Origin of the sequence: Mycolicibacterium sichuanense, assembly GCF_033741125.1 — a bacterium.
Taxonomy (GTDB): Bacteria; Actinomycetota; Actinomycetes; order Mycobacteriales; family Mycobacteriaceae; genus Mycobacterium.
In genome coordinates, this window is the sequence record NZ_JAWQPU010000003.1 from 126680 (window position 1) to 152814 (window position 26135).

General features: G+C 65.9%; 33 protein-coding genes and 4 tRNA genes. 12 read left to right on the top strand and 25 right to left on the bottom strand.

Going from position 1 to position 26135, the window contains the following annotated elements; genetic code table 11:
- Positions 1–6: 6 nt before the first annotated feature.
- Positions 7–1011: an acyl-ACP desaturase gene (locus tag SBI80_RS10980; RefSeq protein WP_318974532.1), complete on the bottom strand. Its 1005-nt coding sequence runs from the start codon at positions 1009–1011 to the stop codon at positions 7–9.
- A gap of 238 nt (positions 1012–1249) precedes the next feature.
- Between SBI80_RS10980 and SBI80_RS10985 the strand changes: the two genes are divergently transcribed.
- Positions 1250–1711: a hypothetical protein gene (locus SBI80_RS10985; RefSeq protein WP_318974533.1), complete on the top strand. Its 462-nt coding sequence runs from the start codon at positions 1250–1252 to the stop codon at positions 1709–1711.
- A gap of 126 nt (positions 1712–1837) precedes the next feature.
- Positions 1838–2287: a hypothetical protein gene (locus SBI80_RS10990; protein ID WP_318974534.1), complete on the top strand. Its 450-nt coding sequence runs from the start codon at positions 1838–1840 to the stop codon at positions 2285–2287.
- On the opposite strand, the gene SBI80_RS10995 is transcribed toward SBI80_RS10990, so the two are convergent.
- Positions 2288–2872, bottom strand: a complete 585-nt coding sequence (locus SBI80_RS10995; RefSeq protein ID WP_318974535.1) for a TetR/AcrR family transcriptional regulator — start codon at positions 2870–2872, stop codon at positions 2288–2290.
- 69 nt (positions 2873–2941) lie between these two features.
- Between SBI80_RS10995 and SBI80_RS11000 the strand changes: the two genes are divergently transcribed.
- Positions 2942–3985, top strand: a complete 1044-nt coding sequence (locus tag SBI80_RS11000) for an oxygenase MpaB family protein (RefSeq protein WP_318974536.1) — start codon at positions 2942–2944, stop codon at positions 3983–3985.
- A gap of 7 nt (positions 3986–3992) precedes the next feature.
- Here SBI80_RS11000 and SBI80_RS11005 read toward each other — a convergent pair whose 3' ends face one another.
- On the bottom strand, positions 3993–4502 hold the full coding sequence (locus SBI80_RS11005; RefSeq protein ID WP_318974537.1) for a hypothetical protein: 510 nt from the start codon (positions 4500–4502) through the stop codon (positions 3993–3995).
- Positions 4503–4900: 398 nt separating this feature from the next.
- Here SBI80_RS11005 and SBI80_RS11010 point away from each other — a divergent pair, with 398 nt between their 5' ends.
- Positions 4901–6712, top strand: a complete 1812-nt coding sequence (locus tag SBI80_RS11010; RefSeq protein WP_318974538.1) for a sensor domain-containing protein — start codon at positions 4901–4903, stop codon at positions 6710–6712.
- Positions 6713–7133: 421 nt separating this feature from the next.
- Here the strand turns inward: SBI80_RS11010 and SBI80_RS11015 are convergent, their stop codons facing one another.
- The 14 genes from SBI80_RS11015 to SBI80_RS11080 all read right to left on the bottom strand — a co-directional run bounded on the left by SBI80_RS11015 (position 7134) and on the right by SBI80_RS11080 (position 14116).
- Positions 7134–7385 (bottom strand): hypothetical protein, encoded by a 252-nt coding sequence (locus SBI80_RS11015; protein WP_318974540.1) that lies wholly within the window; start codon positions 7383–7385, stop codon positions 7134–7136.
- A gap of 206 nt (positions 7386–7591) precedes the next feature.
- Entirely contained in the window at positions 7592–8047 is a 456-nt protein-coding gene (locus SBI80_RS11020; protein ID WP_318974541.1) for a Panacea domain-containing protein, read from the bottom strand.
- A 367-nt stretch (positions 8048–8414) separates the two neighbouring features.
- Positions 8415–8753: an HNH endonuclease gene (locus SBI80_RS11025; RefSeq protein WP_318974542.1), complete on the bottom strand. Its 339-nt coding sequence runs from the start codon at positions 8751–8753 to the stop codon at positions 8415–8417.
- Between the two features lie 147 nt (positions 8754–8900).
- On the bottom strand, positions 8901–9116 hold the full coding sequence (locus SBI80_RS11030) for a hypothetical protein (RefSeq protein ID WP_318974545.1): 216 nt from the start codon (positions 9114–9116) through the stop codon (positions 8901–8903).
- Entirely contained in the window at positions 9116–9961 is an 846-nt protein-coding gene (locus SBI80_RS11035; protein ID WP_318974546.1) for a phage major capsid protein, read from the bottom strand. The genes SBI80_RS11030 and SBI80_RS11035 overlap by 1 nt, the downstream gene beginning before the upstream one ends.
- 146 nt (positions 9962–10107) lie before the next feature.
- Positions 10108–10551 (bottom strand): hypothetical protein, encoded by a 444-nt coding sequence (locus SBI80_RS11040; RefSeq protein WP_318974548.1) that lies wholly within the window; start codon positions 10549–10551, stop codon positions 10108–10110.
- Positions 10548–10889, bottom strand: coding sequence for a hypothetical protein (locus SBI80_RS11045; protein ID WP_318974550.1), 342 nt, complete (start codon positions 10887–10889; stop codon positions 10548–10550). The genes SBI80_RS11040 and SBI80_RS11045 overlap by 4 nt, the downstream gene beginning before the upstream one ends.
- Complete coding sequence (locus tag SBI80_RS11050) at positions 10886–11221, bottom strand: hypothetical protein (protein ID WP_318974552.1); 336 nt, start codon at positions 11219–11221, stop codon at positions 10886–10888. Before SBI80_RS11050 ends, SBI80_RS11045 begins: the two co-directional genes overlap by 4 nt.
- Positions 11218–12654 carry a DUF3631 domain-containing protein gene (locus tag SBI80_RS11055; protein ID WP_318974553.1) on the bottom strand — a complete coding sequence of 479 codons (1437 nt, stop codon included), beginning with the start codon at positions 12652–12654 and terminating at the stop codon, positions 11218–11220. Before SBI80_RS11055 ends, SBI80_RS11050 begins: the two co-directional genes overlap by 4 nt.
- A complete protein-coding gene (locus SBI80_RS11060; protein ID WP_318974555.1) occupies positions 12651–12812 on the bottom strand; it encodes a hypothetical protein in 162 nt (53 codons plus the stop codon). The genes SBI80_RS11055 and SBI80_RS11060 overlap by 4 nt, the downstream gene beginning before the upstream one ends.
- On the bottom strand, positions 12809–13093 hold the full coding sequence (locus tag SBI80_RS11065) for a DUF2742 domain-containing protein (RefSeq protein WP_489685602.1): 285 nt from the start codon (positions 13091–13093) through the stop codon (positions 12809–12811). Before SBI80_RS11065 ends, SBI80_RS11060 begins: the two co-directional genes overlap by 4 nt.
- A gap of 35 nt (positions 13094–13128) precedes the next feature.
- Positions 13129–13335, bottom strand: a complete 207-nt coding sequence (locus tag SBI80_RS11070; protein ID WP_318974558.1) for a hypothetical protein — start codon at positions 13333–13335, stop codon at positions 13129–13131.
- Entirely contained in the window at positions 13332–13817 is a 486-nt protein-coding gene (locus tag SBI80_RS11075; protein WP_318974559.1) for a hypothetical protein, read from the bottom strand. Before SBI80_RS11075 ends, SBI80_RS11070 begins: the two co-directional genes overlap by 4 nt.
- Positions 13818–13918: 101 nt before the next feature.
- Complete coding sequence (locus SBI80_RS11080; RefSeq protein WP_318974560.1) at positions 13919–14116, bottom strand: helix-turn-helix domain-containing protein; 198 nt, start codon at positions 14114–14116, stop codon at positions 13919–13921.
- A gap of 308 nt (positions 14117–14424) precedes the next feature.
- Here SBI80_RS11080 and SBI80_RS11085 point away from each other — a divergent pair, with 308 nt between their 5' ends.
- Positions 14425–15012, top strand: a complete 588-nt coding sequence (locus tag SBI80_RS11085; RefSeq protein WP_318974561.1) for a helix-turn-helix domain-containing protein — start codon at positions 14425–14427, stop codon at positions 15010–15012.
- Positions 14999–16171 (top strand): site-specific integrase, encoded by a 1173-nt coding sequence (locus SBI80_RS11090; protein ID WP_318974563.1) that lies wholly within the window; start codon positions 14999–15001, stop codon positions 16169–16171. The genes SBI80_RS11085 and SBI80_RS11090 overlap by 14 nt, the downstream gene beginning before the upstream one ends.
- Before the next feature lie 21 nt (positions 16172–16192).
- On the opposite strand, the gene SBI80_RS11095 is transcribed toward SBI80_RS11090, so the two are convergent.
- Positions 16193–16268 (bottom strand) — tRNA-Lys (locus SBI80_RS11095).
- A gap of 147 nt (positions 16269–16415) precedes the next feature.
- Here SBI80_RS11095 and SBI80_RS11100 point away from each other — a divergent pair.
- The 5 genes from SBI80_RS11100 (at position 16416) to SBI80_RS11120 (ending at position 19047) form a co-directional block, all read left to right on the top strand.
- Positions 16416–16488 (top strand) — tRNA-Glu (locus SBI80_RS11100).
- A 32-nt stretch (positions 16489–16520) separates the two neighbouring features.
- Positions 16521–16597: transfer RNA gene (locus tag SBI80_RS11105), tRNA-Asp, on the top strand.
- A gap of 31 nt (positions 16598–16628) precedes the next feature.
- Positions 16629–16705, top strand: a tRNA-Phe gene (locus SBI80_RS11110).
- A gap of 122 nt (positions 16706–16827) precedes the next feature.
- Positions 16828–17433: a TetR/AcrR family transcriptional regulator gene (locus SBI80_RS11115; RefSeq protein ID WP_318974564.1), complete on the top strand. Its 606-nt coding sequence runs from the start codon at positions 16828–16830 to the stop codon at positions 17431–17433.
- Positions 17434–17484: 51 nt separating this feature from the next.
- Positions 17485–19047 (top strand): phytoene desaturase family protein, encoded by a 1563-nt coding sequence (locus SBI80_RS11120; RefSeq protein ID WP_318974565.1) that lies wholly within the window; start codon positions 17485–17487, stop codon positions 19045–19047.
- Here the strand turns inward: SBI80_RS11120 and SBI80_RS11125 are convergent.
- Genes SBI80_RS11125 through zwf form a run of 3 tightly spaced genes read right to left on the bottom strand, consistent with a single transcriptional unit; the run spans position 19044 to position 22015 of the window.
- Complete coding sequence (locus SBI80_RS11125; protein WP_318974566.1) at positions 19044–20123, bottom strand: cation diffusion facilitator family transporter; 1080 nt, start codon at positions 20121–20123, stop codon at positions 19044–19046. The two genes, SBI80_RS11120 and SBI80_RS11125, sit on opposite strands and share 4 nt — an antisense overlap.
- Positions 20124–20129: 6 nt before the next feature.
- Positions 20130–20483 (bottom strand): UBP-type zinc finger domain-containing protein, encoded by a 354-nt coding sequence (locus SBI80_RS11130; protein WP_318974568.1) that lies wholly within the window; start codon positions 20481–20483, stop codon positions 20130–20132.
- Positions 20484–20494: 11 nt separating this feature from the next.
- A complete protein-coding gene (zwf, locus tag SBI80_RS11135) occupies positions 20495–22015 on the bottom strand; it encodes a glucose-6-phosphate dehydrogenase (protein ID WP_318974570.1) in 1521 nt (506 codons plus the stop codon).
- Between the two features lie 137 nt (positions 22016–22152).
- Here zwf and SBI80_RS11140 point away from each other — a divergent pair, with 137 nt between their 5' ends.
- The gene (locus tag SBI80_RS11140; RefSeq protein WP_318974571.1) at positions 22153–22593 is read left to right on the top strand and encodes an SRPBCC family protein; all 441 of its coding nucleotides are present in this window, start codon (positions 22153–22155) and stop codon (positions 22591–22593) included.
- Positions 22594–22602: 9 nt separating this feature from the next.
- Here the strand turns inward: SBI80_RS11140 and SBI80_RS11145 are convergent, their stop codons facing one another.
- Genes SBI80_RS11145 through SBI80_RS11160 form a run of 4 tightly spaced genes read right to left on the bottom strand, consistent with a single transcriptional unit; the run spans position 22603 to position 26123 of the window.
- A complete protein-coding gene (locus SBI80_RS11145) occupies positions 22603–23706 on the bottom strand; it encodes an ABC transporter substrate-binding protein (protein WP_318974573.1) in 1104 nt (367 codons plus the stop codon).
- Positions 23707–23737: 31 nt separating this feature from the next.
- Positions 23738–24541 carry an ABC transporter permease gene (locus SBI80_RS11150; protein WP_413232710.1) on the bottom strand — a complete coding sequence of 268 codons (804 nt, stop codon included), beginning with the start codon at positions 24539–24541 and terminating at the stop codon, positions 23738–23740.
- Positions 24538–25302 carry an ABC transporter permease gene (locus SBI80_RS11155; RefSeq protein ID WP_318974576.1) on the bottom strand — a complete coding sequence of 255 codons (765 nt, stop codon included), beginning with the start codon at positions 25300–25302 and terminating at the stop codon, positions 24538–24540. The genes SBI80_RS11150 and SBI80_RS11155 overlap by 4 nt, the downstream gene beginning before the upstream one ends.
- On the bottom strand, positions 25299–26123 hold the full coding sequence (locus SBI80_RS11160) for an ABC transporter ATP-binding protein (RefSeq protein WP_318974578.1): 825 nt from the start codon (positions 26121–26123) through the stop codon (positions 25299–25301). Before SBI80_RS11160 ends, SBI80_RS11155 begins: the two co-directional genes overlap by 4 nt.
- Positions 26124–26135: the final 12 nt, after the last annotated feature.

Below are 26135 nucleotides of genomic sequence, written 5' to 3' on the forward strand. Positions count from 1 at the left end.
CTGGGGCTAGGACGCTGCCGATGATGACACCAGCAGGTTCTTCATGGCCTTCTTCTCGGCCATCTTCTGCTCGCGCTCGAGGCGGCGCTCCTTGGCGACCTCGAACTTCTGGCACGTGTCCTCGAGCTCTTCGACGAGCTTTCCGAGGTCGTCGCGCATCTCGGCGGCCTCGCCGGTGAAGTCCTCGCGCTCGAAGATGCGCCACTTCTTCAGCACCGGCATCACGACGTCGTCGAGGTGGATGCGCGGGTCGTAGACGCCGCCGACGGCGATGACCACGGCCTTGCGACGGAACTCGGGCACGGTGTACCCGGGCATCTTGAAGTTGCGCAGCACCCGGTGCAGCGACTTCATCGCCTGGTTGGGCGCGAAGTCCAGGCCGGCGGCGCTGACGTCGCGGTAGAAGATCATGTGCAGGTTCTCGTCGGCCGACACGCGCTGCAGCAGCTGGTCGGCGACGGTCTCGTTGCATGCCTTGCCGGTGTTGCGGTGCGACACGCGGGTGGCCAGCTCCTGGAACGTCACGTAGATGACGGAGTCGAACAGGCTCTCGGCGAACATGTCACCCTGCTGGCCCTGGCCCGGGCTGAAGCCGCGGGTGACCTGCTCGAGGCGCAGCTCCTCGAGCTCGATGGGGTCGATGGCGCGGGTGACGACGAGGTAGTCCCGCAGGGCGATGCCGTGCCGGTTCTCCTCCGCCGTCCAGCGGTTGACCCAGTAGCCCCACGGGCCGTCCATGCTGAAGTTCATCGCGATCTCGCGGTGATACGACGGCAGGTTGTCCTCGGTGAGGAGGTTCTGCAGCATCGACACCTGGGCGACCTCGGAGAGCTTGGACTGTTCGGGATCCCAGTCCTGACCGCCGAGTGCGTAGTAGTTCTTGCCGTCCGACCATGGGATGTAGTCGTGCGGATTCCAGTCCTTGCGCATCCGCATGTGTCGGTTGATGTTCTGCTCCACGACCGGTTCGAGTTCGTGTAGCAGCTGCAGGTCGGTCAACTCGCTCGACATGGCTAGTCCTCCTCGTGCGGTGAAGCCTCGCAGTTATCTGTTCCCGTTGGTTGCACGAAATATATCTGTGTCTCGCGGTGACATCAAGTTCTCCCCTCCGGGAGTGTCGCGCTCGTCAGGGTCATTCGCCTCACAGGAAACCGCGAGGAAAGGGTAGTATCGGCCGCACCGTAAACCCTCCTTGGCTAACCCCCTTCGCCGGCGTTGCGCCCAAGCGATGACGAAAGGCTCCTCACCAGTGAAGAAGATCCTCGTTGCCGGCGCCGGTGTTCTTGGCGCTTCCGCGGTGGCCATCGCCCTTGGCGGAGGAATCGCGTCGGCTGATGACGGCGTCGTCGGGCAAACCTACAAGGATGCCAAGGCCGCGCTGAGCCAACAGGGTAAGACGCCGGTCGTCGCCACCACCGTTGGGGATCGCAAGGATTGGGACAGCTGCATCGTGACGAGCGCCACGCCCGCGGCTGGCCTCGACGGGTTCGGCAACCAGTCCGGCGGCAAGGTCAACGTCAACCTGAACTGCTACGCGAAGTACTCGACCGCGCTGTGGCCGGGATTCTCGCTGCAAAGCCCCGAGGGGCAGAAGATCTACCAGGCCGATCTGGCAGCAAAGCAGCAGCAGGAAGCCCAGCAGGCCGCCGCCGCGCAGCAGGCCGAGGACGGGCAACTCGCTGCCACCGACGCTCAGCAGGCCGGCGAGTAAACCCCGCGTTACCCCTAGCTCTTCGCTCACTGAGCAGCTGCCACGAGTGTGCTGCGTAGTCGATGGCCCAGCGGTACTATCCCGCGAGCAAGCCATTGTGACTCCGCGGACAGGTAGGGCTATTACGTGAAGAAGCTCATCGTTGTTGGTTCCGGCGCCATTGGCGCGCTGGCCGTCTCGGCGCTGCTCGGCGGCGCCGTCGCGTCCGCGGACGATTACGCCGGCCAGAAGTATTCCGATGCGTCTGCAGCGGCGAGCAAGTCCAACCAGACCGTCGTCGTGGCGGCCCGGTTCGGCGACAAGCTCAGCCAGGACGACTGCATCGTCGAACGCTCGCAGAACGCGCCCTTCGCCAGCGCGAACGACGGTTCCCACGTCTCCAACACCGTGCAGTTCTACTTGAACTGCAACGGCGGGTACGCCACGGCCACCTCGCCGGGTGCGTCGGTCGGCAGCGAGGAGGGCCGGACGGCCAAGGCCGCCGCCGACGCGGCTGCGGCCCAGGCCGCTGCCCAGCAGAACGAGGCCGATCAGCTCGCCGGCACCGACCAGACGCCCGGCGCGCCAAAGGCGTAGCTAGTGGCTTGACACCCGCCCGAGCAGCATGTCGACGCAATAGTCGATGAACTGCTCACGGGTGGCCGCCAGTCTGCCGTCGAGGTAGGCCGTGAACAGCGCCGTCAACGCGCCGACCAGACCCGTCGCCGCCATTGCCTGAGTGACGGGGTCGGTGATGCGTGTCAGCTTGTGCTGCAGCAGCTCGATGAAGCTGGGCATCCACTCGGCGCCGGACTTGGTCAGGACCGGTTCGCGCTCGGGTGCGATCAGCAGGACGCGTCCGCGTACCGGATCGTCGACCATCAGGGCGACGAACCTCTCGACGGCATCCCGCGGCGTCGTCGAGGACGTCAGCGCCGTCATCGCGGTGCTGCACACGTGGTCGTAGACGGCGCGGACGAACTCGTCCCTGTCGTCGAAGCTCTCGTAGAAGTAGCGCTCGGTGAGTCCGGCGACCCGACACACGCCGCGCACGGTCAGCGCCGAACCGTCCTGTCCGCCAAGGAGGTTCACTCCAGCCGCGATGAGTTCGTCGCGTCTGAGCGTCTGGCGATCCTGCAGGGGCACGCCTGTCCAGCGGCCCCGTCGTTGACCGGAAGGCACTTCGCTCCTAAGCTCTGTTGACAACGTTCGTAGTCAGAAATGTTCGTCGGTCCCCAGGGAAGGTCACCAGTGACTCAAGATACGTCCGAGGCGTGTCCGGTGACCAGCGGAGCGCAGCCGCTGGCCGCCGCGAGCCAGGAGCCGGGCGAGCGGATGATCGACTCCGGCTGCCCCGTGGCACCTGGCGGGTACGACGCGCCACCGACTCCGCTTGGACCCGACTCGTTGACGTGGAAGTACTTCGGCGATTGGCGGGGGCTGCTGCAGGGGCCGTGGGCCGGGTCGATGCAGAACATGCATCCGCAGCTAGGCGCCGCGGTCGAGGAGCACTCCACGTTCTTCCGCGAACGCTGGCCGCGGCTGCTGCGGTCGCTGTACCCGATCGGGGGGGTCGTCTTCGACACCGATCGCGCACCGCGCACGGGCGCCGAGGTCCGGGAGTACCACACCGGCATCAAAGGCGTTGACGCGCAAGGCCGTCGGTATCACGCGCTCAACCCCGACGTCTTCTACTGGGCGCATTCCACGTTCTTCGTCGGGACCCTCATCGTGGCGGAGCGGTTGTGCGGCGGCATCACCGAGGCCGAGAAGCGTCAGCTGTTCGACGAGCACGTTCAGTGGTACCGCATGTACGGGATGAGCATGCGTCCGGTGCCGAAGACCTGGGAGGACTTTCAGGAGTACTGGCGCCACATGTGCACCGAGGTACTGGAGGACAACTTCGCCGCGAGGGCCGTGTTGGATCTGTCCGAGCTGCCCAAGCCGCCGTGGGCCGAGAGGATGCCCGACTGGATGTGGCGCCTGCAGCGACGGATCGTGGCCCCGTTCTTCGTCTGGTTCACCGTGGGCCTGTACGACCCACCGATTCGGGACTTGATGGGCTATACGTGGTCCCGGCGTGACGAGTGGTTGCACCGGCGGCTCGGCCAGCTGGTCCACGTGGCATTCATGCTGCTGCCGCCGCGTCGCCGCATGCACCCGCGGGCCCGGGCCGGGTGGGATCGGGTCACCGGGCGCGCTTCCACCGACGCGCCGCTGCCCGAGACGCCGGCGCGCAACCTGCCGCCACTCGACGAGCGGGACAATCCGATGCACTACTGCCCCAAGGTCTGACGACGCGTCACTTCCCGCAGAGCCCGGCGGCCTTCTCCTCGGCGATGATCTGCTGCACGGGTTGCCCGAGATGGGCGGCGAAGTCGTCGGTGGCCTGCATGTTCCAGGCGCCGTCCTCGTAGACCATGAATCTCGAGCGTTCGACGCCATGGCTGACCATGCGGACGATGGCCTGCCCGTCCGGTTCGAGGTTGACGCCGGTGACCGCCAGGCGTGGTCCCGGCTTCTTGCAGGTCTGGTAGAAGGTGACGAAGTCGGCCTGGCTGATGCCCTCGCGGACGTCCTGGGCCATGTGTTCCCAGACTCCCGCGAAGTCGCCCGCGGTGAATCGGTCGATGTTCTCCTGGGCGGCGACGGTGGCCGCGCCCAGGGTGACGGGGGCACCGCCCTCGGTCGCGGTGGGGTAGGCCGCCGCGGTCCGCAGGACCGATGAGCCCGACGCGCCGTGCGAGGTGCCACAGGCCGCGCACGCCATCGACGCCAGAAGCGCTGCCAGGACTGCCACGACCAATCTCATGGCGGAAAGGGTAACCGCGATTTCGTCCGTAGGGCGGGCTACGGAGAACCCAGTCCAGGGGTATGAAAACTCGTGACCTCAAGGGGGTCGTGGTCGCGCCATCCCGTTCGTCGTCGGAGTCCTGCGCGTAAGCGGGGTCGATGACCATTGGGCCGCAACGTGATTCGTGTCGGTGGGCATGACGTGGACGTTGCGCGCCGAGGGCAGCGGCTCGGCGTGGACTCTCGCCGGTCTTGATTCCATGCTCGGTGCGGTCGTCGAGATGACGATGATTTCAACACCCGCTGGGCTGCGCGCTCGCCGTCGCAAATGTGACGGTGCCCTGAGACTCCGAGCCCACCTGCGCTATTGCCGTTACCGTCAATAGTCAAAGGAGGTTAGTCGGGAGGAGGTTGCCGGTGCGGATCGTCCCGCCCGGCGTCGACCATCGGTCGATCGACGCCATGACCGCCGCGGCCGGTCTGACCGGGCTGTCCCCGGACACGGGGGTGGCGGTCCAGAGCGCGGACGGCGAACTCGTGGCGGCTTCGTCGCAGGCCCAGCGCATCCTCGGTCTGTCGTTCGATCAGATGCGCGGGCGCACCTCCCAAGATCCGCGGTGGGCCGCCGTCGACGAGTTCGGCCGACCGATGTCGGGCGACCAGCATCCCGCGATGCGAGCGCTGCGCGCTGGCGTACCGGTCCGGCGCTCGATCATGGGCGTGCACCGGCCAGGTAGCGATGCGCCAGGCCGCTACGTCTGGATCGAGGTCACCGCAGTGCCCCTCGCCAGCACGGACGGGACTGCGCCCTGGGTGGTGGTGGCCTTCCGCCCGGTCCGGGGAGAGCGACTCCGCGCACTGGAGTTGGCCGATTCCGAACGCATCTTCCGGATGATCGCCGAGCACAGTTCGGACCTGGTCGCCTGGCAACTGCTCGCGGACTCCACCTTCCTGTGGGCATCGCCGGCTTCACGCACAGTACTGGGCATGAAGCCCGACGAGCTGATCGGCGTCCGCGACACCGACCTCGTTCATCCCGAGGACCTGGCCACCGTCGAGCAGTGGCGGCGGTCGATGATCGACAGCGGCGTCTCGCCGGGGCCACTGACGGTTCGGATGCGCTACGCCGACGGAGCCTACCGATGGATCGAAACGACCGCCGACGTGGTGACGGGCGCCGGGGGCACCGCACCCCAGATGATCACCACCCGGCGCGACGTCACCGACCGTGTCGTGGCCGAACGGGCCCGCGATTCCGCCGTGCGTCTGTTCGAGGCGGCGATGGAGCACTCCACCGTCGCGTTGGCGGTCCGTGCCGTCGACGGCCCGTTGGTGCGGGTGAATCCCGCACTGTGTCGGTTCCTCGGTCGCAGCGCCGACGAACTGGTGGGCCACCACCTTCACCAGTTCGCCGTCGACCCCGTCAGGGGACCGGCGCTGCTCGCCGTGGAAGCGGGCAGGTGCACTCACTACGAGAGCGAACAGCAGTTCCGCCGCTCCGATGGCACGACGGTGTGGTGCCTGCGGACGATCGTGGCGCTACCCGATGCCTCCGGCCGGTTCACCCATGTGATGGAGCAAATGCAAGACATCACCGCGCGCAAGGAAGTCGCCGCGCAGCTGGAGAAGGCGGCGTTGACCGATTCGCTGACCGGACTTCCGAATCGGACCGTTCTCGAAGCGCGCCTCACCCGGGCGCTGGCGTCGGCACGGCGAACCGGTACCGACGTCGGGGTGCTGTTCATCGATCTCGACGACTTCAAGAAGGTCAACGACACGTTCGGGCACGACGCGGGAGACGCGTTGCTGCGCGAGGTCGGCATCAGGCTGATGCGCATCGCCCGGCACACCGACACCGCCGTGCGCCTTGGCGGGGACGAGTTCGTGATCATTCACGAGAACCTGGCCGATGACGGCGAACTCGATGACGTCGCCGACGGCATCCGTGCCGTACTCGCCGAACCGTTCTGCATCGGCGGCCACGACATTCGCATCGTCGCCAGCGTCGGCACCGCGCGCGGCGCCCGGGTGACGGCCCGGGAACTCCTGTCGCGGGCCGATCAGGACATGTACCGGAGCAAGAGATCGGGGGATGGTCGGGTTCGGGCACCCACCCGGTCGCTGCTCGGGCCGTCGCACTCCGAAGTGGACCGGCCCGACGTCGCGTGGTGCCCCCACCAGGGCTCGAACCTGGGACCTGCGGATTACTGGGTATACCGACTCGACTGATCCCACTGTGACCTAAACCTGCTGATCAGGCAGGTTCTTGACGGCATCTCCGATAGCGTAGGTACCCGTCGATTCTCATCGGATCTCGGGTGTAAACGTCGAATAAGCGGTTGGCAACTACGCTTGTGTAGAAGCGGGTTTTCGACAAAGGGGGAACGTGGTCAACTTGAGTAGCCGACTAGAGCTCGTTCAAGAGGGCATCCAGAAATGCCAGACTGCGACGTCGAAAGTGGTGGACCTGAAATCGCACGCTGATCCAGACGTTCGCGAACTGGCGACCGCGATCCACTTCCTAGCATTTGGCGTACAGCAGATCGCGCTTGCGCTCGCCGACGAAGGTCGCGGCGACGACTTGCCCGTCCAGAGATCCAGCTAAGGGCGGCCCCGGACAGAGCTGTGAGTGCGCTCGCTGGCGACGCAGTCAAGTGTTACGCGGAGTAGATGGCCAGATTTCGTGATTGGGGTCCCACCACAGAACGTAGAAATCCTGACCGCCCTCAGCTAGAAATCCGTACAGGCGACGCTTGCCGCTGATCCGCAATCGCGCTATCTCGGTTTGATCATCAAGTTCGAGTTCGACCAGCCGAGAAATCGCGTCGACATTGGGAAGTTCCTGGGCCGGATATCGCTTGCCTTCTTCGCTGCCGGGGGCGAAAAGCTCTGCAACACTCATTGACTCAAACGATCGCAGCCGATTCAACAAGTCAGCATGGTGCTCGGATTCAATTGAACTCAGGCACCACGGACCACCAACATCAACGGCGTTGAACCGTACTCGCAAGCCACCATCGCTGCTGGGGGGCTCGAACGTTCGTGGCCTCGGAACCCACTTGGGGATCGCCGGCGCCTGTAGATGCGGCCTCGGTACGTGTTTCGGCACTAGTTGGGCGGGGGTACCGAAAGCAGGGCGTCGAAGAACTCCTGCATGCTGGCAAGGCCGATTTCCGCGTCACTGCGTCTTCCAGCTGGCGCCCCGCTGCGCGCCTCGATCCAGGGCGCCTCTGTGTGCGTCAGATTGCTCAGCTGATTGGCATCTAGATCCCCATAGGCCTGAAGGACGGCGTCGATCGTCTCTACTTCACTTGGCTTCAACGAGGCGGGATCGTAGGTACCAAGGGTGGCCTCCCCGAGGTGAAACAGCCCCCGGTGCATCCGATAGAGGTCCCGAACCACCGGCCCATTTGCCCATGCTTCGATAGCGGAGTCGTAGAGCGGTTCGCCGTCGAAAGCCAAGTGCCAGCCCTGCGAGTAGTACACCAGCTTCTGCAGCTTCATCGCCGACATGGGGGCGCGCTTGTGCAGGATGTAGCGCGCAACGTCGCGAACATCAGCCATTTTGGTCAACCCCCTATCAGAACCGAAATTCCGCCATCAGCCATCGATGTATACCTCCAACGTACGACATTGCACCCTGGATTCCGTGGTGGACCGCTTGTGTGCCCGGTAGGACTTCATCCTGCAGGCGTCCGAGCACCAGCGGCGTTCGCGGCCAGATGGCCGTTCCCGGACGTATTTCCCGCACCAACCGCACGGAATCATGACCACGCGCCAGGGCGTGGAACGTGCTCTCATCAGCGTCGAACCTTCCTAGTCGCTCCACAACGGGCGTGCGGTTGAAAACCCCCAGAGTCGTACGGAGCCCGAACCGCAGAGCCGTTTAGGCTTCCGCGCACCCCGGCGTGGGGGGTGGTAGGCCCGGGGGTCACAGCAGCCCTGGATGGCGCTCAGGCTGGCGTTGGACGCTCGGCCGGCGTGATGGACGCCGATCTTCTGCGCGTCCCTTGTGCTCGTTGCAGGCGCGGCATGCGGCGCGGAGGTTGGTCGGTTCGTCGGCGAGGTCGGGTCGTTCCGATATCGGGATGATGTGGTCGACGGTGTCGCCGTAGGAGGTGCAGATGCCGGTGACGTTGATCTGGCACTGGTAGTGGTCGCGTTGCTTGATCGTGGTGGCGAGTTTTTGGAAGGCGCGTGTGCCGGTGTGCTTGCTGGAGGCGGTGCGGTTGGCGAGGTCATTCCATCCGCTGTGTGGTGCTTGGGACATCGAGTGTCGTGTCTCCTGTTGGTGGGTGCGGCGGCGGGGCGCAGCTACGTGCTCGGGTCCGGGTATCAGTCGGTCCGTCGTGGCGCGTGCTTGCCGGCTAGAAAGGTTGCGAAACCGTCCGGTTTGACGCCCTTGGCCGCCGCTGGTCTATTCGGTGGTGGCGTCGGTGGGTGCGGTGTCGACGGCCGCGGTGATGGTGGCCCATCCGTGTTTCTGCCAGTGGGCTGCCGTATCGGCCGGGACGCCGTGGATGGTTCCGCCTCGTTGTTCTCCGTCGTGGTAGACGAGGTGGGGTTCGACGACCGTCACGGTGACGACGCCTGATGTGGTGGGGGTGGGCGCGGTGCGCTTGCGGGCGGGCATCAGGAGGTCGCGATCTTGACGATGGCCGCCGGGTTGGGGAAGCCGAAGCCCACCCGCAGGGTGGCTCGGATGGCGACTCGGTCGGAGGTGAAGAACACGCTGCGGTCCGATTCGACTTGTGCGTCCTGGCGGATGATGAAGTACGCGTAGTCCTTCGGGATGCCCCATACGACGTTGTTGGTGGTCGGCACACCGGGTGAGGTGAGCAGCGGGACGCCGAGGATCTGGCGTTGTCCGGGGACGGTCGGGTCGGGCCCGAGCAGTGGCACGTTCGACGATCCGGAGGTGTATTGCTTGACCTTGGCGAGGGTCTGCGCGGTGGCGGGGTTGGTGACCCAGGCGGTGATCTGGCCGTTGTGGGTGGCGCTGGTGTAGAGGGCATCGCTGAAGGCGTCGACGTTGGCGTAGGAGGTGCCGGCGGAGACGGTGGTGATGCCCGAGAGGCCGGCGAGACCGCCGGGTCCGTTGGTGGTGGTCGCGGCGAAGAGGGCGGCGTCGACCTTGCGGACGAGGTCGCGGACGATGCCTTGGCCGACGGCTTCGGCGGCTTGGGGGGTGGAGTCGTCGGCGAGTTCGCGGCTGATGACCGACAGGGCGGCGAGTTTGGACGGGGTGATGTCCAGTTCGTCCAATGTGGCGTCGGTGGCGGTGATCTCGGCACCTTCGGCGGTCCATGATGCGGCCGGGTCGGCGGTGACCAGGGGGACGCGGTAGGAGTGTGTGGAGATGGGGATCGGGGTCAGTACGTTGCCCGCGATGGACTGCGCGATGAGGGGCTGAATGACCAGTCCGCCGACCTGGGCGGGGGTGAGGATCGGCGCGAAGCCGGTGGTGGTTGATGCCATGAGTTACTCCAATGGTGAGCGCGCATGTTGTGCAACGGATTACGTGATGTTCCGCGTACTCACCTGGAGTTGGTGCGGCTGAGCCTCTGACTCGAGCGGTGGAGTTCGGTTCGGTCCTACCGTCTTTCCGAACTCCACCGTCCAGTCTACTGCCCTTTGACGACGGATTCCCAGCCCAACTTGCCTGGCGGTGCTGGCGCGTACTGGCCGAAGTTCTGGTGACGTGGTCCCTGCGTGCGCCCCAGGCGGGGGCGTTGTTCGATGAGTGCCCCTGCGGCGGCGAGGAGTTCGTCGTGGTTGAGGTTGCCGTCATCGTCGTAGAAGACGGTCACGTCAGCTTGTCCGATCTCCCAGAGATCGGCGGGGACGTCGAGCAGGTTGGCAACGGCGGCTTCGCATTCGCGTTTCTGATACCCCGTGAGGCGTTCCGATAGCGCGTCGCGTTCGGCGCGAAGCTCGTTGCGTTCGACGCGGTAGCGGGCGGCCTCGGAGTTCGGGGTCGGCTCACCCTCGGGCGCGGCGGGCGGTTTGTCGCCGTCGGTGGGTGCTGCGGTTTCGTCGGCAGCTTCGGGTGCGGTGGGTTCGGTCATGCTGATCGGTTCTCCTGTTGGGTTTCCAGTGCCAGCCATCGGCGTCGGCGAACGAGCGGTGACGGGAAGCTCACGCGGGTGGCGAGGTCGGCGGGGACCGCGTACCCCAGTGCGGTGAGCAACGTCCGTTCGGCGTCGGTGGCGGGGCGGGTGAAGTAGTCGACCGCGACGTCGATTGCGGCGTCGTAGTCGGTGGACCACTTCACGCCCACGGGGTGGAAGTCGGCATGCTGCGTCGAATCCTCGGCGCGCTGCAAGTCGTCGGGCAGCAGGGCGGTGAAGACCAACCAGCCCCGAGGGTCGGGCTGGGGCTGCTGCGGCGGCAGGGTGAGAGTCACTGCTCTGCCTCCCCGGTCTGTTCGCGGGTGGCGTCGAGCCAGATGGCGAGGCGTTCCTCCGGGTCAACGTCAAATTGGCGGAACGTGGCAAAGAGGAACCCGCACAACTGCAGTGCCACGCTGTAGGGGTCGCTGTTCTTCATGATGACTCCGGCACCGGTGTCATCGTCGCGGAGGAACGCCTGCGCTAGGAGAACGGCGTCCACCGAGGCCCGTTTGGTCAGCGGGTTGTCGGGGTTGCCGATCGGGGGATTGGTCATGGTGATGCCTTTCGGTGGTTGGTTGCGGGTCCAAAACCCGGGCTCGGGGAAGATGACACGGCGGGTAGTCATGCCGATGCCTTATTTGCTGACGAGCATCCGAGGTCGTGGCCTTGGGTGGCGGTGTGCCAGCCGCAGGTGTCGCAGCGACCGGGTCCGGTGGGGGCTCGATACTTACCGCGCGTGCGTTCGCGGGGTTCGCGCACCGGCTTGGCGTATGCCGGTCGCTGAGGCATCGATGCTGGTGACGGCTGGTTTATACCGGGTTCACCAGGTTCATCTGGGGAGTCGGTTTCAACCCGGTGCACCTGGTTAAGCCGGTGCACCTGGTTATTGTCTGCACCGGGTGCACCGGGATAACCGGGTGCACCGGGTTCAGAACGGCCTATGCCGAGCCGGTGCCAAACCTGGTCGAACTCGGTGCGGTGGTAGCCACGCGGTCCCCGCCCACCTGGGCGTGCTGAGGTGATCTTCGATGCTTGGGCGACCATCCGTCCGAGCCGTGTGTCGGTGAGTGGTTTGCCGTAGGAGCTGCCCGCGCCCCAATATTCGGGGTTGTGCAGTACCAGTTTGGAAACTAGATCCTTGGTCGGAACGAAGTCTTCCTCGGGCCAGATGGTGTGCAGATCGGTCATCAGCACCATGCCGGGGGGCAGGGTACGCAGGCCGGCTTCCTTCTCGTCGGCGTCCTCGTTCAGGCTGCGGGCAATGAGCTCGTCGGCGATAGCCGGCCATCGTCCTCCGGCGGCGACGGCGACCCGCTTGAGTGGGCGCCACTTCTCCTTTGCGCGCCCCACGCAAGACGCTGGCAAGTCGACGACCAAGCTTGCCATGTCTCCGCGAACACAGTCGGCGAAGCTGCAGATCTGATCGTGGAGTGCCTCGGCTTCGGGGTCGAGGACCTCCCAGTCGGAGTCCTCGATCGTGCCGTCGATGTCTGGCATGAGCAAGATGCGGATCGACCGGGACAAGGTGTCGTCGGGTAGACGAGGGCTGTTGCCTGCCATTGCGACAGGTGCGAACGTCGGCATCTCTCGGACCAGCCAGCCGCCACCCTTCTCTGGCACTAGGACCGGTCGAGTGGCACCTCGGCGGTAGCCGGAATTCAGAATGCCGATCAGGTCTTCCACACCGGGCTTGTTGGGTGAGAGGGAGCGGTCGACCTCGTCGATGAGGACGGTGCGGACGCCATGTTCCAGCATGCGGACCAGAAGTGCCGGGGAGGACAGTGATGCTGCCTGAACGGCTTTCCACGCCAGCCTGTTGAGGTGATCCAGGACCGTGGTCTTCCCCGAGCCGGGCATGGTGGAGTCAATCAGCAACCGCGGTGATGTGTAGAGCTCGACGGCGAGGTGTGTGCTGATGATCCACAGCGTGAGTAGCAGGAGATCGCGATCGTCGGGTACGGCGATGAAGCGGCGCAACCAGTTCCAGACGGAGTCGAGAATCTGGGCGCCGGGGGTGGCCGCCCCAGTTGGGGCGGCTACCGTCCGGTCTTGAGTCACGCGGTTTCCCACCTTTCGCTGATGTATCGGACCAGGGCGCGGTCCTCGGTGTTGTTCGCCCACAGCTCTTGCATCTCCTCGCGGCACGGGGCGGGCAGCAACCCGAGTGCCAGGAGGTGCTTGGCAGCGGTTCGGTATCCGCGGACGTAGGCGTTCACGCGACCTCCCTCGGGATGTAGACGCCGGCGGTTCGACGCCATTCCTGCCGTTTGACTCCGCGTGCAATGGATTGGCAGTCAACGGCTCCGGCGACGTCCTGAGACGCCTGGACCAACGCCTCCTGGTGGGCATCCTCGGCGACGGCCCACCAGACCCCGGCTTGCAGGACGGCGTCGGTCTTGGCCGGGTCGTCGTCGTCGAGATCGACCCACGGCAACGTTCCAGGCGTCGGCGAACTGCCTAACGCCGTTAGCACTTTCGATTCGACGTAGAGGTGCACCGGCCACCAGTCGAACCGAGTTCCGATGGAGCCGGTCACAGCGCCCTCCGGAGTCGGTCGAGTTCTACGAGTGCGGCGCTGACGCGGTCCAAGATCTCCGCTGCGCGGGCGCGACGGGCATCGTCGAGGTAACCGACCGCGTCGGAGATCTGGCAGGCGGCGGTGTCGAGATGTCCTCGGGCGTTGTCGATCTCCCAGCGGGCGGCGAACACTTGGTCGTCGGCTGCGGTCGTGGTTTTCACTGTTCACCGTCCAGGATGGCGACGGCGGCGAGCAGCGCGTTGGCGAGCTCGACTGCTTCCTGGGGCCTTATGCCTAGGCCGGCGGTATGCCATTCGTCATCGTTCATCGCACGCAGGGTGAGGCCGACCCACTTGCTGCTGTCGCCACACAGCTTCGCGCGCACCTGAATCTTGGCCGGATTGAGCGACTCTCCGTCGTTCTCTCCGAAGGTTCCTTGCCTGATTGCGATGTTTGCGAATTCGGAGCAGTAGTAGGAGGTGGCCCATGACCGGCCGATGACGTCGCGGTACGGCTCGGACCACGCGGGCCGGGGCATGGGAATGACCTTGGAGGCGTCGCCGCCGTGGTCGACGACGACATCCTTTTCGGTGAGTTCGATCCAGCGAGTGACCGCGGGTGACGGTGGGTCGAGTTCGACGGGAGCCAGTTCGGCCGATGACGCCACGACGGCGGTGTTGCTCTTCGGCTTGCGTGCAGTCATGATGGTGTTCCAATCAGTTGTGACATGCGGGTTGGTTTGGTGGTGCTAGAAACTGACGGCTCTGGGGATTGCGGCCCCGGAGCCGTCTTTTTTGGTGCGGTTCATGCCACGTCGTTGCCGACGAACTGCGCTTGCTCCCACTCGACGAGTTGGGAGAGCGAGTATCTGGCGTGTTTTCCGAAGATCGCGTAGGGCGGACCCTTCTTCCCGCTGGCCCACATCGCCAGGGTCTTGACGGGCACTCGTAGCCGCTGCGCGACCTCGGCTCGGGTGAGCCACTGCACTGGTGGTTCTGTCATTACGAATTCACCTCCTATCGCGACAGTCGTTGTTGAACAGAGGAATTGCAGACAGGGCTGCGCTACCGGCCCGGTCTCTCTATGTAGTTCTCAAACATCGACGAGCTGCCCCGGCGGGAGATTCGAGGGAATGCTGTCCGGCGCCCGATCGGCGTCTGACTTCCTCCTGCACTCGGATCTCGCCGACGTCGACTCTGTAAATCACAGAACCGATTCTGGCTTATCCATAGTCTGACTGGATTGTTCTCGTTCTGTCAAGACCGGACACGATTCCGGGTTTTCCGGAAGGCGAGCGGTAGTCTGACGGGGTGGACGTAACGGAGACGATCGGCACGAACATCGAGCGCGCCAGACGAACGCGAGAGATGACCGGGCGGGACCTATCGGCGCGATTGCGCGACCTGGGGGCGCCGATGTCGGTGGCCACGGTGTCGGAAGTGGAACGTGGAAAGAGGAAGGTGTCAGCGGCCGAGCTGCTGATTTTCTCAGTTGCTCTGAACACCAGCGTGATTGATCTTCTGACGCCCAACGACGGGAGCCAGTTGGAGATCGCCGAGAACATCGACCCGATTCCTTGGGCCTGGTTGGAGTCGTGGATCGGCGGGAACTCGCCGTGGCCGCCGCATCCGACCAATTCGGCCTACACCGAGCAGTTTTTCGAAACCGCGTCCGAGTGGCGGAAGTTGAAGCACCGCACCGACATGCGCCCCGAGATGCAGGAGCTGTCGGTACTTCGGTCGGCCGTTGCCGGAGCGATCGACGGGCCGAGTGAAATCAATCAGATCCGAGAGCCCGCACTGATGGCCGAGTATTTGCGGGACCAGCTCGACCGAGTCAACACTTACGTGAAGCTCTTGGCCGACCACATAGAGAAGAACGGCTATGGCGCGAGGTAGGCCGCCGCTGAGAATCGGCGAGCGCGGAAAGATCACCCGCACCAATCTGGGCGGCGGACTGTGGTTGGCGCGCTGCCGGTTCCGCGATGCTGATGGTGTTACACGCACGGTTGAGCGCCGGGGATCGTCGGGCAAGAATGACGACAACGGCCGCGCTGCCGAGGACCTACTCATTGAGTCACTGAAGGATCGAAGGCCCCCGGGAGTGTCGGGGGAGGTGTCGCTCGACACGAAGATTTCGGTGCTGATCGATCAGCACCTTGCTCTCCTCGAGGACGCCGGAAAGTCACCGGCCACACTGACCACATACCGAAGCGCGGCGCGCAAGCTGCTGAAGTTCTCGGAGTCTGTGCGAGTCGGGGAAGCCACGCCCGGACGGATGAACTCTGTCATCAGGTCAATGAAGAAGGCCCACGGCGCGAACATGGCCCGCCACGGTCGGACACTTTTGCGGGGAGCGCTCCAGATTGCCGTGCTCGACGATGTACTGGGCTCCAACCCAATTGCACAGGTGTCCCGAATCGAGTCCGACCGCCGGCCAAAGGGTGCGCCAGCCCTTGACGTCGATCAGCTACGCGCGCTCATTGCCAAGATCAGAGCCTCGGAGGAATGTCAGAAGGCGGACCTCGTCGACCCGATCATCATGCTCATTGCAACTGGCTTGAGGCGATCGGAACTTCTCGCACTTCTATGGGAGAACTACGACGAGAAGCGCGGCACGATCGTCGTGGCCGGGAAGGTGGTGCGGGTGCCGGGGGAGGGGCTGAGGCGGCTGGACAGTGGTAAGACTGTCTCCTCGGCGCGAACCGTTCCGCTCCCAGCCTTCGCGGTCGCCGTTCTTCAAGAACGGCGCGGCCGAGACTTCTGGGGTGAGCAGAAGATGATCTTCCCGTCGTCGGTCGGCACCAGCCGTGACCCCGACAACTTCAACAAGCAGTGGCGGAAAGTGCGGGGAGATCTCGGCGTCCCCGACGTCACCAGCCACAGTTTCAGGAAGTCGGTGGCGACGATGATCGACGACGCCGGCATGTCAGCTCGGGTGGGTGCTGACCAGTTGGGTCACTCCAGGGTGTCGATGACGATGGACACCTACATGCGTCGCGGGAAGATCCACAGCGAGGTTGCGGACCTCCTGGACCGGAATATTTCCGTCGAATAAACGTCGGTTAGATGGTCCTTTTGGTGCCCCCACCAGGGCTCGAACCTGGGACCTGCGGATTAAAAGTCCGTAGCTCTACCAACTGAGCTATAGGGGCGCGGACGATCAGGATACTTGCCCCGTGCCGCGCACTGGCACGGGAGCGGCCCATGGTGCAGGTTTGAGGAATTGGGGGTCCGTACCCTAAGCTATCGAAGCTCCCAGCGCGTGCGCGATGTGAGTACCCCGGAGTGATTCGGATTAGGCCCCCATCGTCTAGTGGCCTAGGACGCCGCCCTTTCACGGCGGTAGCACGGGTTCGAATCCCGTTGGGGGTACACGCAGCGCCCGCAAGGGAGTTGTAGAGCAAGGCCCTGTGGCGCAGTTGGTTAGCGCGCCGCCCTGTCACGGCGGAGGTCGCGGGTTCGAGTCCCGTCAGGGTCGCCATACGGCGACGCGAGATAGTCAGTGCCGTCCCGGCCAGGTAGCTCAGTTGGTACGAGCGTCCGCCTGAAAAGCGGAAGGTCGCCGGTTCGATCCCGGCCCTGGCCACCACGAGAAACGCATCGGGCGCCCGCGCGGCGGCCGTCGCATTCCATCCCGGGACCGGATGCACGCGCGATGTGCCGGCCGCACCGCGACGTGGCAACCGACCCGCCGGCGGGTAACTTACTCACATGGTGCGGCCCGCGCAGACGGCGCGTAGCGAGCGCACGCGCGAGGCGCTGCGGCAGGCTGCGCTGGTGCGGTTCCTCGCCCAGGGGGTCGAGGACACCTCCGCCGAACAGATCGCCGCCGACGCCGGGGTCTCCCTGCGCACCTTCTATCGCCACTTCACCTCGAAGCACGATCTGCTATTCGTCGACTACGACGCCGGCCTGGAGTGGTTCCGCAAGGCGCTCGCCGATCGCGGACCCGACGAGTCGCTGATCGACGCCGTGCACTCGGCGGTGATGGCCGCTCCGTGCGACGCCGAGGCCGTGCCCAAGATCGCCGAGTTGCGCGCCAGGGAACTCGACGCGGACCGCATCGTGCGCCACATCCGCCAGGTGGAGGCCGATTTCGCCGAGGCCGTCGAGGAGTACCTGATCCGCGAGCACGAACCGCAGCGCGGGACCGACGGCCGCCTGCGGGTGACCGTCACCGCCCGGTGCATCGCCGCTGCGGTGTTCGGGGCGATGGAGGTCTGGATGGTCGACGAGCAGCGGTCCCTCCCCGAGCTCGCCCGGCTGTGCCGAACGGCTTTGGAGACGGTCGCGACCGGCATCGGCGGCGAACACTAACTAAGTTTCGTCAATATTGACAAAACTCGGTCACCGTGTCAGCCTCGGGCGATGGCGCAGTACGACGCGATCGTCATCGGTGCGGGTCACAACGGGCTGGCTGCCGCGGCTCTCCTGCAGCGGGCCGGCCTGCACACGCTGTGTCTGGAGGCCAAGACCTACGCGGGTGGAATGGCTTCCACCGTGGAGCTATTCGACGGGTACCGGTTCGAGATCGCCGGCTCGCTGCAGTTCCCCACCTCGGCGCGCGTGAGCCACGAACTGGGGCTGGATGCGCTGCCGACCGTCGACCTCGACGTCATGTCGGTCTCGCTGCGGGGCATCGGTGACGAGCCCGTCGTCTACTACACCGACCCGCTGCGGTTGCTCAACCACCTGAACGACGTACACGGCGCCGAGGCGGTCAACGGCATGGCGGGGCTGATGGCCTGGAGTCAGGCGCCGACGCGTGCGCTCGGTCGGTTCGAGGCAGGCGTGCCCGCCAAGACGTTCGACGAGATGTTCGCTTGTGCGCACAATGAATTCGAGCGCTCGGCCGTCAGTGACATGCTGTTCGGTTCGGTCACCGACGTGTTGAACCGGTACCTCCCCGACGCCGAGAAGCATGGCGCCCTGCGTGGGATGCTCGCGTTCCTGGCCGTCAACACCACCTATCGCGGTCCGGAGACGCCGGGAAGCGCGGCTGCCCTGGCATTCGGCCTGGCGATGCCCGACGAGAACGCCACCTTGATGAAGAAGCTGCGGGGTGGAATTGGTTCTCTCACCGCGCATCTCGTCGACCTGCTGACCGCCGGCGGCGGCGAGCTGAGGTTGCGCAGCACCGTCGAGCAGATCGTGGTGACCGACGGCAGGGTGGCCGGCGTGCGACTGGTGGACGGCTCCACCATCGCGGCGCCGGTCGTCGTGTCCGGTCTGGCGCCCGACCTGACCGTGACGAAGTTGATGGACCCGAATGTCCTGCCGTCGGAGGTGCGCGATCGGTTCGCCCGCGTCGACCACCGTGGCAGCTACCTGCAGATGCACTTCGCGCTGGACGGGATGCCCACCTTCGCCGCACCGTACGACATGCTCAACGACCCCGGGATGCAGTCGGCCATCGGCCTGTTCAGCACACCCGAGGAGCTGCAGCGGCAGTGGGAGGACAGCCGGTGCGGGATCGTGCCTGCCGACCCGGCGGTGGCCACGCAATTCCCATCGGTTCACGACCCCGGTTTGGCGCCTCCCGGCAAGCACGCGATGTCGGCCTTCTCGATGTGGTTCCCGATCACGTACGACAAGGCGTCCTACGGCGATCTGAAGGTGCAGATGGGCCGCCGGGTGATCGAGAAGATCGCCCGCGTCGCACCGGACTTCGAATCGAAGATCATTCGGCACACCACGTTCACTCCACGGCACATGGGCACGATGTTCGGCGCGCCGGGCGGGGACTATTGTCACGGCCTCATCCATCCCGAACAGATGGGCCCCAACAGGCCTGGGCCCAAGGGCTTTCCCGGTCAGCCCATCCCCGTCGAGGGCCTCTACCTGGGCAGCGCCGGCTGCCACGGTGGACCCGGGATCACGTTCATCCCCGGCTACGACGCGGCGACGCAGGCGATCGCCGACGCGCGCTAGTCCTCGTCGGGGGTTGCGCCGCCCTCGTCGGACCAATCGGTCCGGTCCTCGGCACCCTTGGCGGGATCGCTCTGGACGTCCTCGGCACCCTCGGGGCCCGAGTCGGATTCGCTGGTCTTGGGTTCTGTGCTCACGGAGGGCGAGTTACCCGGTTCGTCGGGCTCGGAAACCGTGAGCACGGCCTCGGTGATCTCGGGCACCGCATCCTCGAAGCGATGTTCGAGGGTGCGCAGGGTGCGGGCGATGGAGGACTCCACGGCATCACCGACCAGGTCGACGCTGGCGATGACGAAAATCTGCTTGGGGCCGATGAATTCAGGGCGCAGGAAGCGCACCGAGGCAACCTCGGGATAGCTTGCCAGCTCTTCGGCGAGGGCGTTCTGCAGTCGCACCGGACCGGCCTCCCCGGTGAGGAAGATGCGGTTGCGGTTGATCAGCACCACCGCCACCACGCCCAGCACCACCCCGACCAGGATCGACCCGAGGGCGTCCCAGACCACGTCGCCGGTGAGTTGGTGCAGCAGGATGCCCACGAACGCGATGGCGATGCCGATCAGTGCCGCGCTGTCCTCGGCGAACACCGCGCGCACCGTCGGGTCCGAGGTCTCGAACGCGTACTGGAGTACGTCACTCTCGAAAGTATCGGCGTCCCTGCTCAATTGGCGCCAGGATTGCAACAGTGATGCGCCCTCCAGGACGAACGCGATCGCCAGCACCAGATAGGCGATCCGGTAGTCCTCGGCGGCTGAGTCACCGTGCAGCAGCTCGGTGACGCCACGCCAGACCGACAGCGCGGCGCCGACGACGAACAGGCCGACCGCGGCCAGCAGTGACCACACGTACGCTTCGCGTCCGTAGCCGAGCGGCCGGTGCTCGTCGGCCTCCCGGACGCTGCGCCGATTGGCGATCAGCAGGAAGATCTCGTTGCCGGTGTCGGCCCACGAATGGGCAGCCTCGGCGGTCATCGACGCCGATCCGGATACTGCGGCTGCAAAGCTCTTCGCCAGGGCCACCGCCAGGTTCGCGCCGAACGCGACCAGCACGGTGACGGTACTGTCGCCTCCGGCCTTCACCACCGCCGGTCAGTCGCCTCGGCGCTGCAGTCGTGCCATCCAGTCCTTCGGCACGCGCTCATGCGGACCCGGTACGGTCTGGGAGACCGGATGGCTTTCCGGCGGCGCGAGTTCGGGACCGTCGTAGTACTGGTTGTCCTCGTAATTCCAGAACCAGTCCTCGCCGGGTTCGAACGAGCGGATGATCGGGTGTCCCGTCGAGCGCCAGTGCGCGGCGGCGTGGCGGGCCAGCGAGTCATCACAGCAGCCGATGTGCCCGCACGCCGTGCACCGCCGCAGATGTACCCACCACCCGCCGGCGGCCTCGCATTCGACGCAGCCGGTGCCGCTCGGGGGGACGCTGGGATCCACCGAATCACTCATGGAGGTCGAGCCTACTTCTTCTCGCGCCACACCCGTTCGAAGGGCAGCCGCCAGGCGTTGGGCGCGATCAGCTGGTGGATGGCGTTCGGCCCCCAGGTGCCCGGCTGGTAGGACTTCACCGGCGGCGGGTCGTCCAGCAGTTGCGCCGAACGCTCCCAGAGGGATTCGATGCCCTCGGCGGTGGTGAACAGGGTGTGGTCACCGCGCATCGCGTCGAGGATCAACCGCTCGTACGCCTCCAATACGTCACCGAGCGACTCGGTCTCCTGGGTGGAGAACTGCATCGACATCTTGTCCAGCTTCATCCCGGGTCCTGGGCGCTTGCCGTAGAAGGACAGCGACACCTTCGAGGCGTCGGCCAGGTCGAAGGTCAGGTGGTCGGGTCCCTGAGAGCCGACGCCCGAGCCGGCCGGGAACATCGTCCGCGGCGCTTCCTTGAACGCGATCGAGATGATGCGCATGCCCTCGGCCATCCGCTTGCCGGTGCGCAGGTACACGGGTACCCCCGCCCACCGCCAGTTGTCGATGCCGACCTTGAGCGCGATGAAGGTCTCGGTGTCGGAGTCGCGCGCCACGCCGTTCTCGCTGCGGTACCCGGTGTACTGGCCGCGGACCACGTCGTTGCGGTCGATGGGCAGCATCGACCGGAAGACCTTGTTCTTCTCCTCGCTGATGGCGCGGGGCTCCAGGGCCGTCGGCGGTTCCATCACCACGAAGGCCATCACCTGCAGCAGATGCGTGACGACCATGTCCTTGAAGGCGCCGGTGCTCTCGTAGAAGTTGGCCCGCTGGTCGAGTCCCAGCGTCTCGGGGATGTCGATCTGGATGTGATCGATGAAGTTGCGGTTCCAGATCGGTTCGAAGAGGCCGTTGGCGAAGCGGAAGGCCAGGATGTTCTGAGCCGCCTCCTTGCCGAGGAAGTGGTCGATGCGGAAGATCTGCCGTTCCCGGAAGGTCTGGTGCACGAAGTCATTGAGCTCGATGGCGCTGGCCAGGTCGGTGCCGAACGGCTTCTCCATCACCACCCGGGACCGCTCGACCAGATTTGCGTCGCGCAGCATCGTGATCACGGCCCGAGCAGCCTTCGGCGGCACCGAGAGATAGTGCAGTCGGCGCACTTCGGGGCCCAGCTCGGCTTCGGCTGCCGCGACCGCCGCGGCAAGGGCCTGAGGCCCGTCGCCCTGCGGCACGTAGGTGATCCGCTTGGCGAAGCTCGCCCACTGCTCGTCGGTCAACTTGTGGGTGCCGAACGCGTCGACGGCCTCCTTCGTGATCGAGCGGAACTCGTCGTCGGTGAGGCTCTCCAGCGACGTGCCCACGACGCGGATCTCCGGCGCCAACGCCGACTGCACCAGATAGGCCATGCCGGGAAGCAGCTTGCGCTTGGCGAGGTCGCCCGTCGCGCCGAACAACACGATCACATGGGGTGCGAGTGCGTCGACGTCGCGACGGTGCGGGCGCGCGCCATCCGCCGGGTAGGCGATGGTCTGCGCGTTCTCGGAGGTGTTCGTCTCTGGGTAGGTCGGGGCCACGGGTCGATGCTGTCACTCCCGGGTGAACGGCGCAGGACGGAGCCGAATGCGGCCGATGACGGATGATCGGCAGGCAAGCCGGTGAAAGCGTCCGGAAAGGGTTCGGCGGGTGGCTCGCGCTGGCTACTCTCACGGGCATGGCAATCACCGATTCGCGCGAAGTGGTCATCGACGCCACCCCCGAACAAGTCCTCGACGTGATCGCCGACGTGACGTCGGCACCGGACTGGTCCTCACAGCACCAGGGAGCCGAGATCGTCGACACCGACGAGAACGGCAGGCCGCACCGAGTCAAGCTGAAGCTGAAGACGATGGGCATCTCCGACGAGCAGGTCGTCGACTACACCTGGAACGACCTCACCGTCAGCTGGGTGCTGGTGAGCTCGGGCCAACTCAAGACCCAGGACGCCACCTACACGCTGACCCCGGACGGCGACAAGACCAAGGTGCGGTTCGAGATAACCGTCGACCCGGCGGTTCCCATCCCCGGTTTCGTGATGAAGCGAGCGATGAAGGGCGGCCTCGAATCCGCCACCGACGGACTCCGCAAGCAGGTGCACAAGGTCAAGAAGGGGTAGGCGCCTTCGTCAGATCCGCAGGTCGGGATGCTCGGTATAGACCTCTTCGAGCACCGACAGGTCGAACAGATCGGCGGCGGCGATGTCGAGTTTGGCGGCCTTGAGCGCGGCGATGTTCTCGTCGATCAGACTCTTGGTCATGGTGAACAGCCCGTTGGTCTTGGTGTCCTCGCTGACCACCAGCCCGACCTGGGCCTTCGCCTCCTCGATCTGTTCGGCGACGTCCAGATTCTGGTCCTTGCCGTAGACCTGGGCGGCCAGCCGGGCCGATTCGGCCGGATCCGCGACGGCGTCCTTCCAGCCCCTGATCTCGGCCAGCAGGAACGCCTTGAGCTTGTCGCGCTCGTTGTCGATGGTGTCCTGCTTGACGGTGAACGTCTCGGCGACCAAGGGCAGCTTGTAGTCGGCGAAGAGCATCGCGTGGTTGGCAAACCCCTTGGCGGCCAACGTGATCGGCTCATTGGTCACGTAACTGACCCAGCCGTCGACCTCGCCGTTGGCCAGCGGGGTCGGGTCGAATTGAGCCGGCACCACCGTGATCGACTTCGCGTCGATGCCGTTGGCGTCGAGCAGGGCGCCGAAGACCAGCTGATTGCTGTCCTGGACGCCGATCTTCCTGCCCACCATGTCCTGCGGCGTGATGATGGGCTTGGCCGCCGAGCTGACGATGGCGAACGGGTTCTTCTGGTAGGTCGCACCGACGATCTTTGCCGGCAGCCCGTTGAGCACCGCGGGCGCGGTGAGCTGGGGTGCCGACATCCCGATCCAGATCTTGCCGGTGTCGAGGCCGGCCTCGACACCGGTGCCCGCCGCGCCTCCCGCGACGAGGTCGACCTGGCCGAAGCCGGCATCCTTGTAGTAGCCCTTGTCCAGCGCGAAGTACTCACCGGCGAACTCGATGTTCTTGATCCAGGACAGTTGCACCGCAACGGTTCCGAACCTGGAGCCATCCGACGGGCTCTTGCTCGACTGTCCGGAGGAGCCGCCACCACCGCACGCGGACGCCAATCCTGCTCCGCCGAGGGCGAAACCGGCCAGCGCGGCGGTGCGGAGGAACCCTCGGCGCGGGAGAGCGGCAGGTGTCATCGTGCTCCACGCGTGCGCGTTCGTCATCGTCGAAGACTAAGCGCCGGGGCCACGATTGTCAGGACGTCCTGCCGGCGTCGGGGCCGAAGCGGGCCAGCACCAGGCTCTCCAGGACACCCACGACGGCGTACAGCAGGATCGACACGATCGTGACGACGGCGACCGACGCCCACAGTTCGTTGTACTGGTAGCGGGGGATCGCCTTGATCAGGCTCGAGCCCAAACCCTCACCACTGCCTAGCCATTCACCGATCAGCGCGCCGATCAGGGCTCCCGGCACCGAGATTCGCGCGGCGGCGAACAGCGACGGCAGCGCCGACGGAATTGCGACCAGATACAGCGTCGTCCACCGGTTGCCGCCGTAGGCCTCGACGAGCTCGCGGGCCTGCCGCGGTGCCTCGCGCAGACCCGCCATGACCATCACCAGGGCCGGGAAGAAGACGACGATGCCGGCCATCACCGCCACACCGGCCAGTCCGCGCCCGAAGACGAGCACGATCACAGGCGTCATCGCGACCAGCGGCACCGAACGCAGGAGCACCGCGATCGGCAACAGGGTGTGCTCGAGGCTGGCGAACAGGACGAAGGCTGCGGCGACGATGATCGCGGCGCCGATGCCGGCGGTGAAGCCGATCGCGGCATCCCGCAGCGTGATCTGCAGGTTGTCCCACAGATTGGCCCTTGCGGTGTGGCTGGTTGGGGCGGTGAACAGGTAGTGCCAGACGTCGGTCGGCGACTTGCCGACCCGGGGGCCGACCTCGGGAAACACCGCCAGGAACAGATACCAGAGCGCGAAGAGCAGGGCCATCGCGATCGCCAGGGGACCGAGGAAGCGGCCGATGCGCCGCAGGGTCGAGGTCATCGCCGGCCCGCCCGAGCCGAGGTCCACGGCAGCAGGAGTCTGCCAACTACCGCGACGATGGCGTAGCCGAGGCCCGCCATCGCCGCGGCCGCGATCGCCAGTCCCCACGTGCGGGGCACGTCGTATGCGGTCTGTGCGGCGGTGAGGGCGACCCCGATGCCGCTGTCGACGCCGCCGAGGTACTCGCCGAGGATGGCCCCGAGCACCGCCGATGGTGCGGCGATCCGCAGCGCGGCAAGGGTATTCGGAGCCGCCGAGATGAGACGCACCCTGATGAACTGCTGCCACCGCCCGCCGCCGTAGGCCCGCACCAGGTCCAGGCTGGTCCGGTCCGCCGACCGCAGCCCGCTCAGCGTGCCCACCATGGTGGTGAAGAAGCAGTACATCGCCGCGAGGAAGATCGTCGGCGCCCGTCCGCCGAAGACCACCAGGATGATCGGACCGAGCGCCAGCAGGGGTGTGCAATAGCTCAGGATGGCCAGCTGCGTGGCCAGCGATTCGATGGGCGGGATCAGGACCACCAGCACGGCGAGTGCGATGGCCAGGCCGTTGCCCCACAGGAATCCCTGCACTGCGCCGCGTGACGTCACGGCGAAGTTCGGCCCGTAGAGCGCGAGCCCGTCGCGCGCCATCCCCGTGAGGACCGCTGCGGGCGTGGGGATCGTGCCGCCCGCTGCACCCAGCGCGCCAAGCAGCCACCAGAGCAGCAGCAGGCCGACGATGCCGACCGCACCACCGACCCACGCCGGTCGACGAGTCACGCGATCCCTTGGGCGCCGTCGGCGGGGGAGAACAGCAACTCGGTGAGATAGTCGTGAATCCGGTGGAACTCCGGTGAGCGCATGATGTCCGGCGTTCGCGGCCGCGGCAGTTCGATCGGCACGACCTCGAGGATGCGGCCCGGACGCGGGGTCATCACCGCGACGACGTCGGACAGGAACACCGCCTCGGCGATGCCGTGGGTGACCATCAGGGTCGTGGCGGGCTTCTCGGTCCAGATGCGCAGCAGCTCGAGGTTCAGACGCTGCCTGGTCATGTCGTCGAGTGCGCCGAAGGGTTCGTCGAGTAGCAGCACCGTCGGCTTGACCACCAGTGCCCGCGCGATCGACACCCGCTGGCGCATGCCACCCGAGAGCTGGGCCGGCTTGGCCTTCTCGAAACCCTCCAGACCGACCAGCTTGACCAGATCCGCGATCAGCGTCGGATCGTTCGGCAACCCTGCCACCTGCAGCGGGAGCCTGACATTGGACACCACGCTGCGCCACGGCAGCAGGGCCGAATCCTGGAAGGCGATGCCGAGCTCGTGACGGCTTCGCAGCTCGGTGGGCGACTCCCCGTTGATCAACGCCGATCCGCTGGTGGGGTCCTCGAGGCCGGCCAGGATGCGCAGCACGGTCGACTTGCCGCATCCGGACGGGCCGAGCAGGGTCACGAACGAGTCCTTGGCGGTGTGCAGATCGACCGACCCGAGCGCAGGCACCGAGCGACGTCCCGTCGTGAAGGTCTTGCTCAGCGCCGTGATGTCGATCCCGGTCGGGTGGGGCGCCTTGCTCGCCGGAGTGCTCGTCGCCGCATCTGTCATGGTCGGCCCAGT

Excerpts from the sequence above, each read along its gene's own strand:
- SBI80_RS11015 (WP_318974540.1), bottom strand. The coding sequence starts at position 7,385 with ATGAGTGTTGCAGAGCTTTTCGCCCCCGGCAGCGAAGAAGGCAAGCGA.
- SBI80_RS11035 (WP_318974546.1), bottom strand. The coding sequence starts at position 9,961 with ATGGCATCAACCACCACCGGCTTCGCGCCGATCCTCACCCCCGCCCAG.
- SBI80_RS11040 (WP_318974548.1), bottom strand. The coding sequence starts at position 10,551 with ATGACCGAACCCACCGCACCCGAAGCTGCCGACGAAACCGCAGCACCC.
- SBI80_RS11020 (WP_318974541.1), bottom strand. The coding sequence starts at position 8,047 with ATGGCTGATGTTCGCGACGTTGCGCGCTACATCCTGCACAAGCGCGCC.
- SBI80_RS11030 (WP_318974545.1), bottom strand. The coding sequence starts at position 9,116 with ATGCCCGCCCGCAAGCGCACCGCGCCCACCCCCACCACATCAGGCGTC.
- SBI80_RS11050 (WP_318974552.1), bottom strand. The coding sequence starts at position 11,221 with ATGACTACCCGCCGTGTCATCTTCCCCGAGCCCGGGTTTTGGACCCGC.
- SBI80_RS11120 (WP_318974565.1), top strand. The coding sequence starts at position 17,485 with ATGGCGCAGTACGACGCGATCGTCATCGGTGCGGGTCACAACGGGCTG.
- SBI80_RS11145 (WP_318974573.1), bottom strand. The coding sequence starts at position 23,706 with ATGACGAACGCGCACGCGTGGAGCACGATGACACCTGCCGCTCTCCCG.
- SBI80_RS11075 (WP_318974559.1), bottom strand. The coding sequence starts at position 13,817 with ATGACTGCACGCAAGCCGAAGAGCAACACCGCCGTCGTGGCGTCATCG.
- SBI80_RS11005 (WP_318974537.1), bottom strand. The coding sequence starts at position 4,502 with ATGAGATTGGTCGTGGCAGTCCTGGCAGCGCTTCTGGCGTCGATGGCG.
- SBI80_RS11160 (WP_318974578.1), bottom strand. The coding sequence starts at position 26,123 with ATGACAGATGCGGCGACGAGCACTCCGGCGAGCAAGGCGCCCCACCCG.
- SBI80_RS11140 (WP_318974571.1), top strand. The coding sequence starts at position 22,153 with ATGGCAATCACCGATTCGCGCGAAGTGGTCATCGACGCCACCCCCGAA.
- SBI80_RS11115 (WP_318974564.1), top strand. The coding sequence starts at position 16,828 with ATGGTGCGGCCCGCGCAGACGGCGCGTAGCGAGCGCACGCGCGAGGCG.
- SBI80_RS11150 (WP_413232710.1), bottom strand. The coding sequence starts at position 24,541 with ATGACCTCGACCCTGCGGCGCATCGGCCGCTTCCTCGGTCCCCTGGCG.
- SBI80_RS11090 (WP_318974563.1), top strand. The coding sequence starts at position 14,999 with ATGGCGCGAGGTAGGCCGCCGCTGAGAATCGGCGAGCGCGGAAAGATC.
- SBI80_RS11080 (WP_318974560.1), bottom strand. The coding sequence starts at position 14,116 with ATGACAGAACCACCAGTGCAGTGGCTCACCCGAGCCGAGGTCGCGCAG.
- SBI80_RS11025 (WP_318974542.1), bottom strand. The coding sequence starts at position 8,753 with ATGTCCCAAGCACCACACAGCGGATGGAATGACCTCGCCAACCGCACC.
- SBI80_RS10980 (WP_318974532.1), bottom strand. The coding sequence starts at position 1,011 with ATGTCGAGCGAGTTGACCGACCTGCAGCTGCTACACGAACTCGAACCG.
- SBI80_RS11130 (WP_318974568.1), bottom strand. The coding sequence starts at position 20,483 with ATGAGTGATTCGGTGGATCCCAGCGTCCCCCCGAGCGGCACCGGCTGC.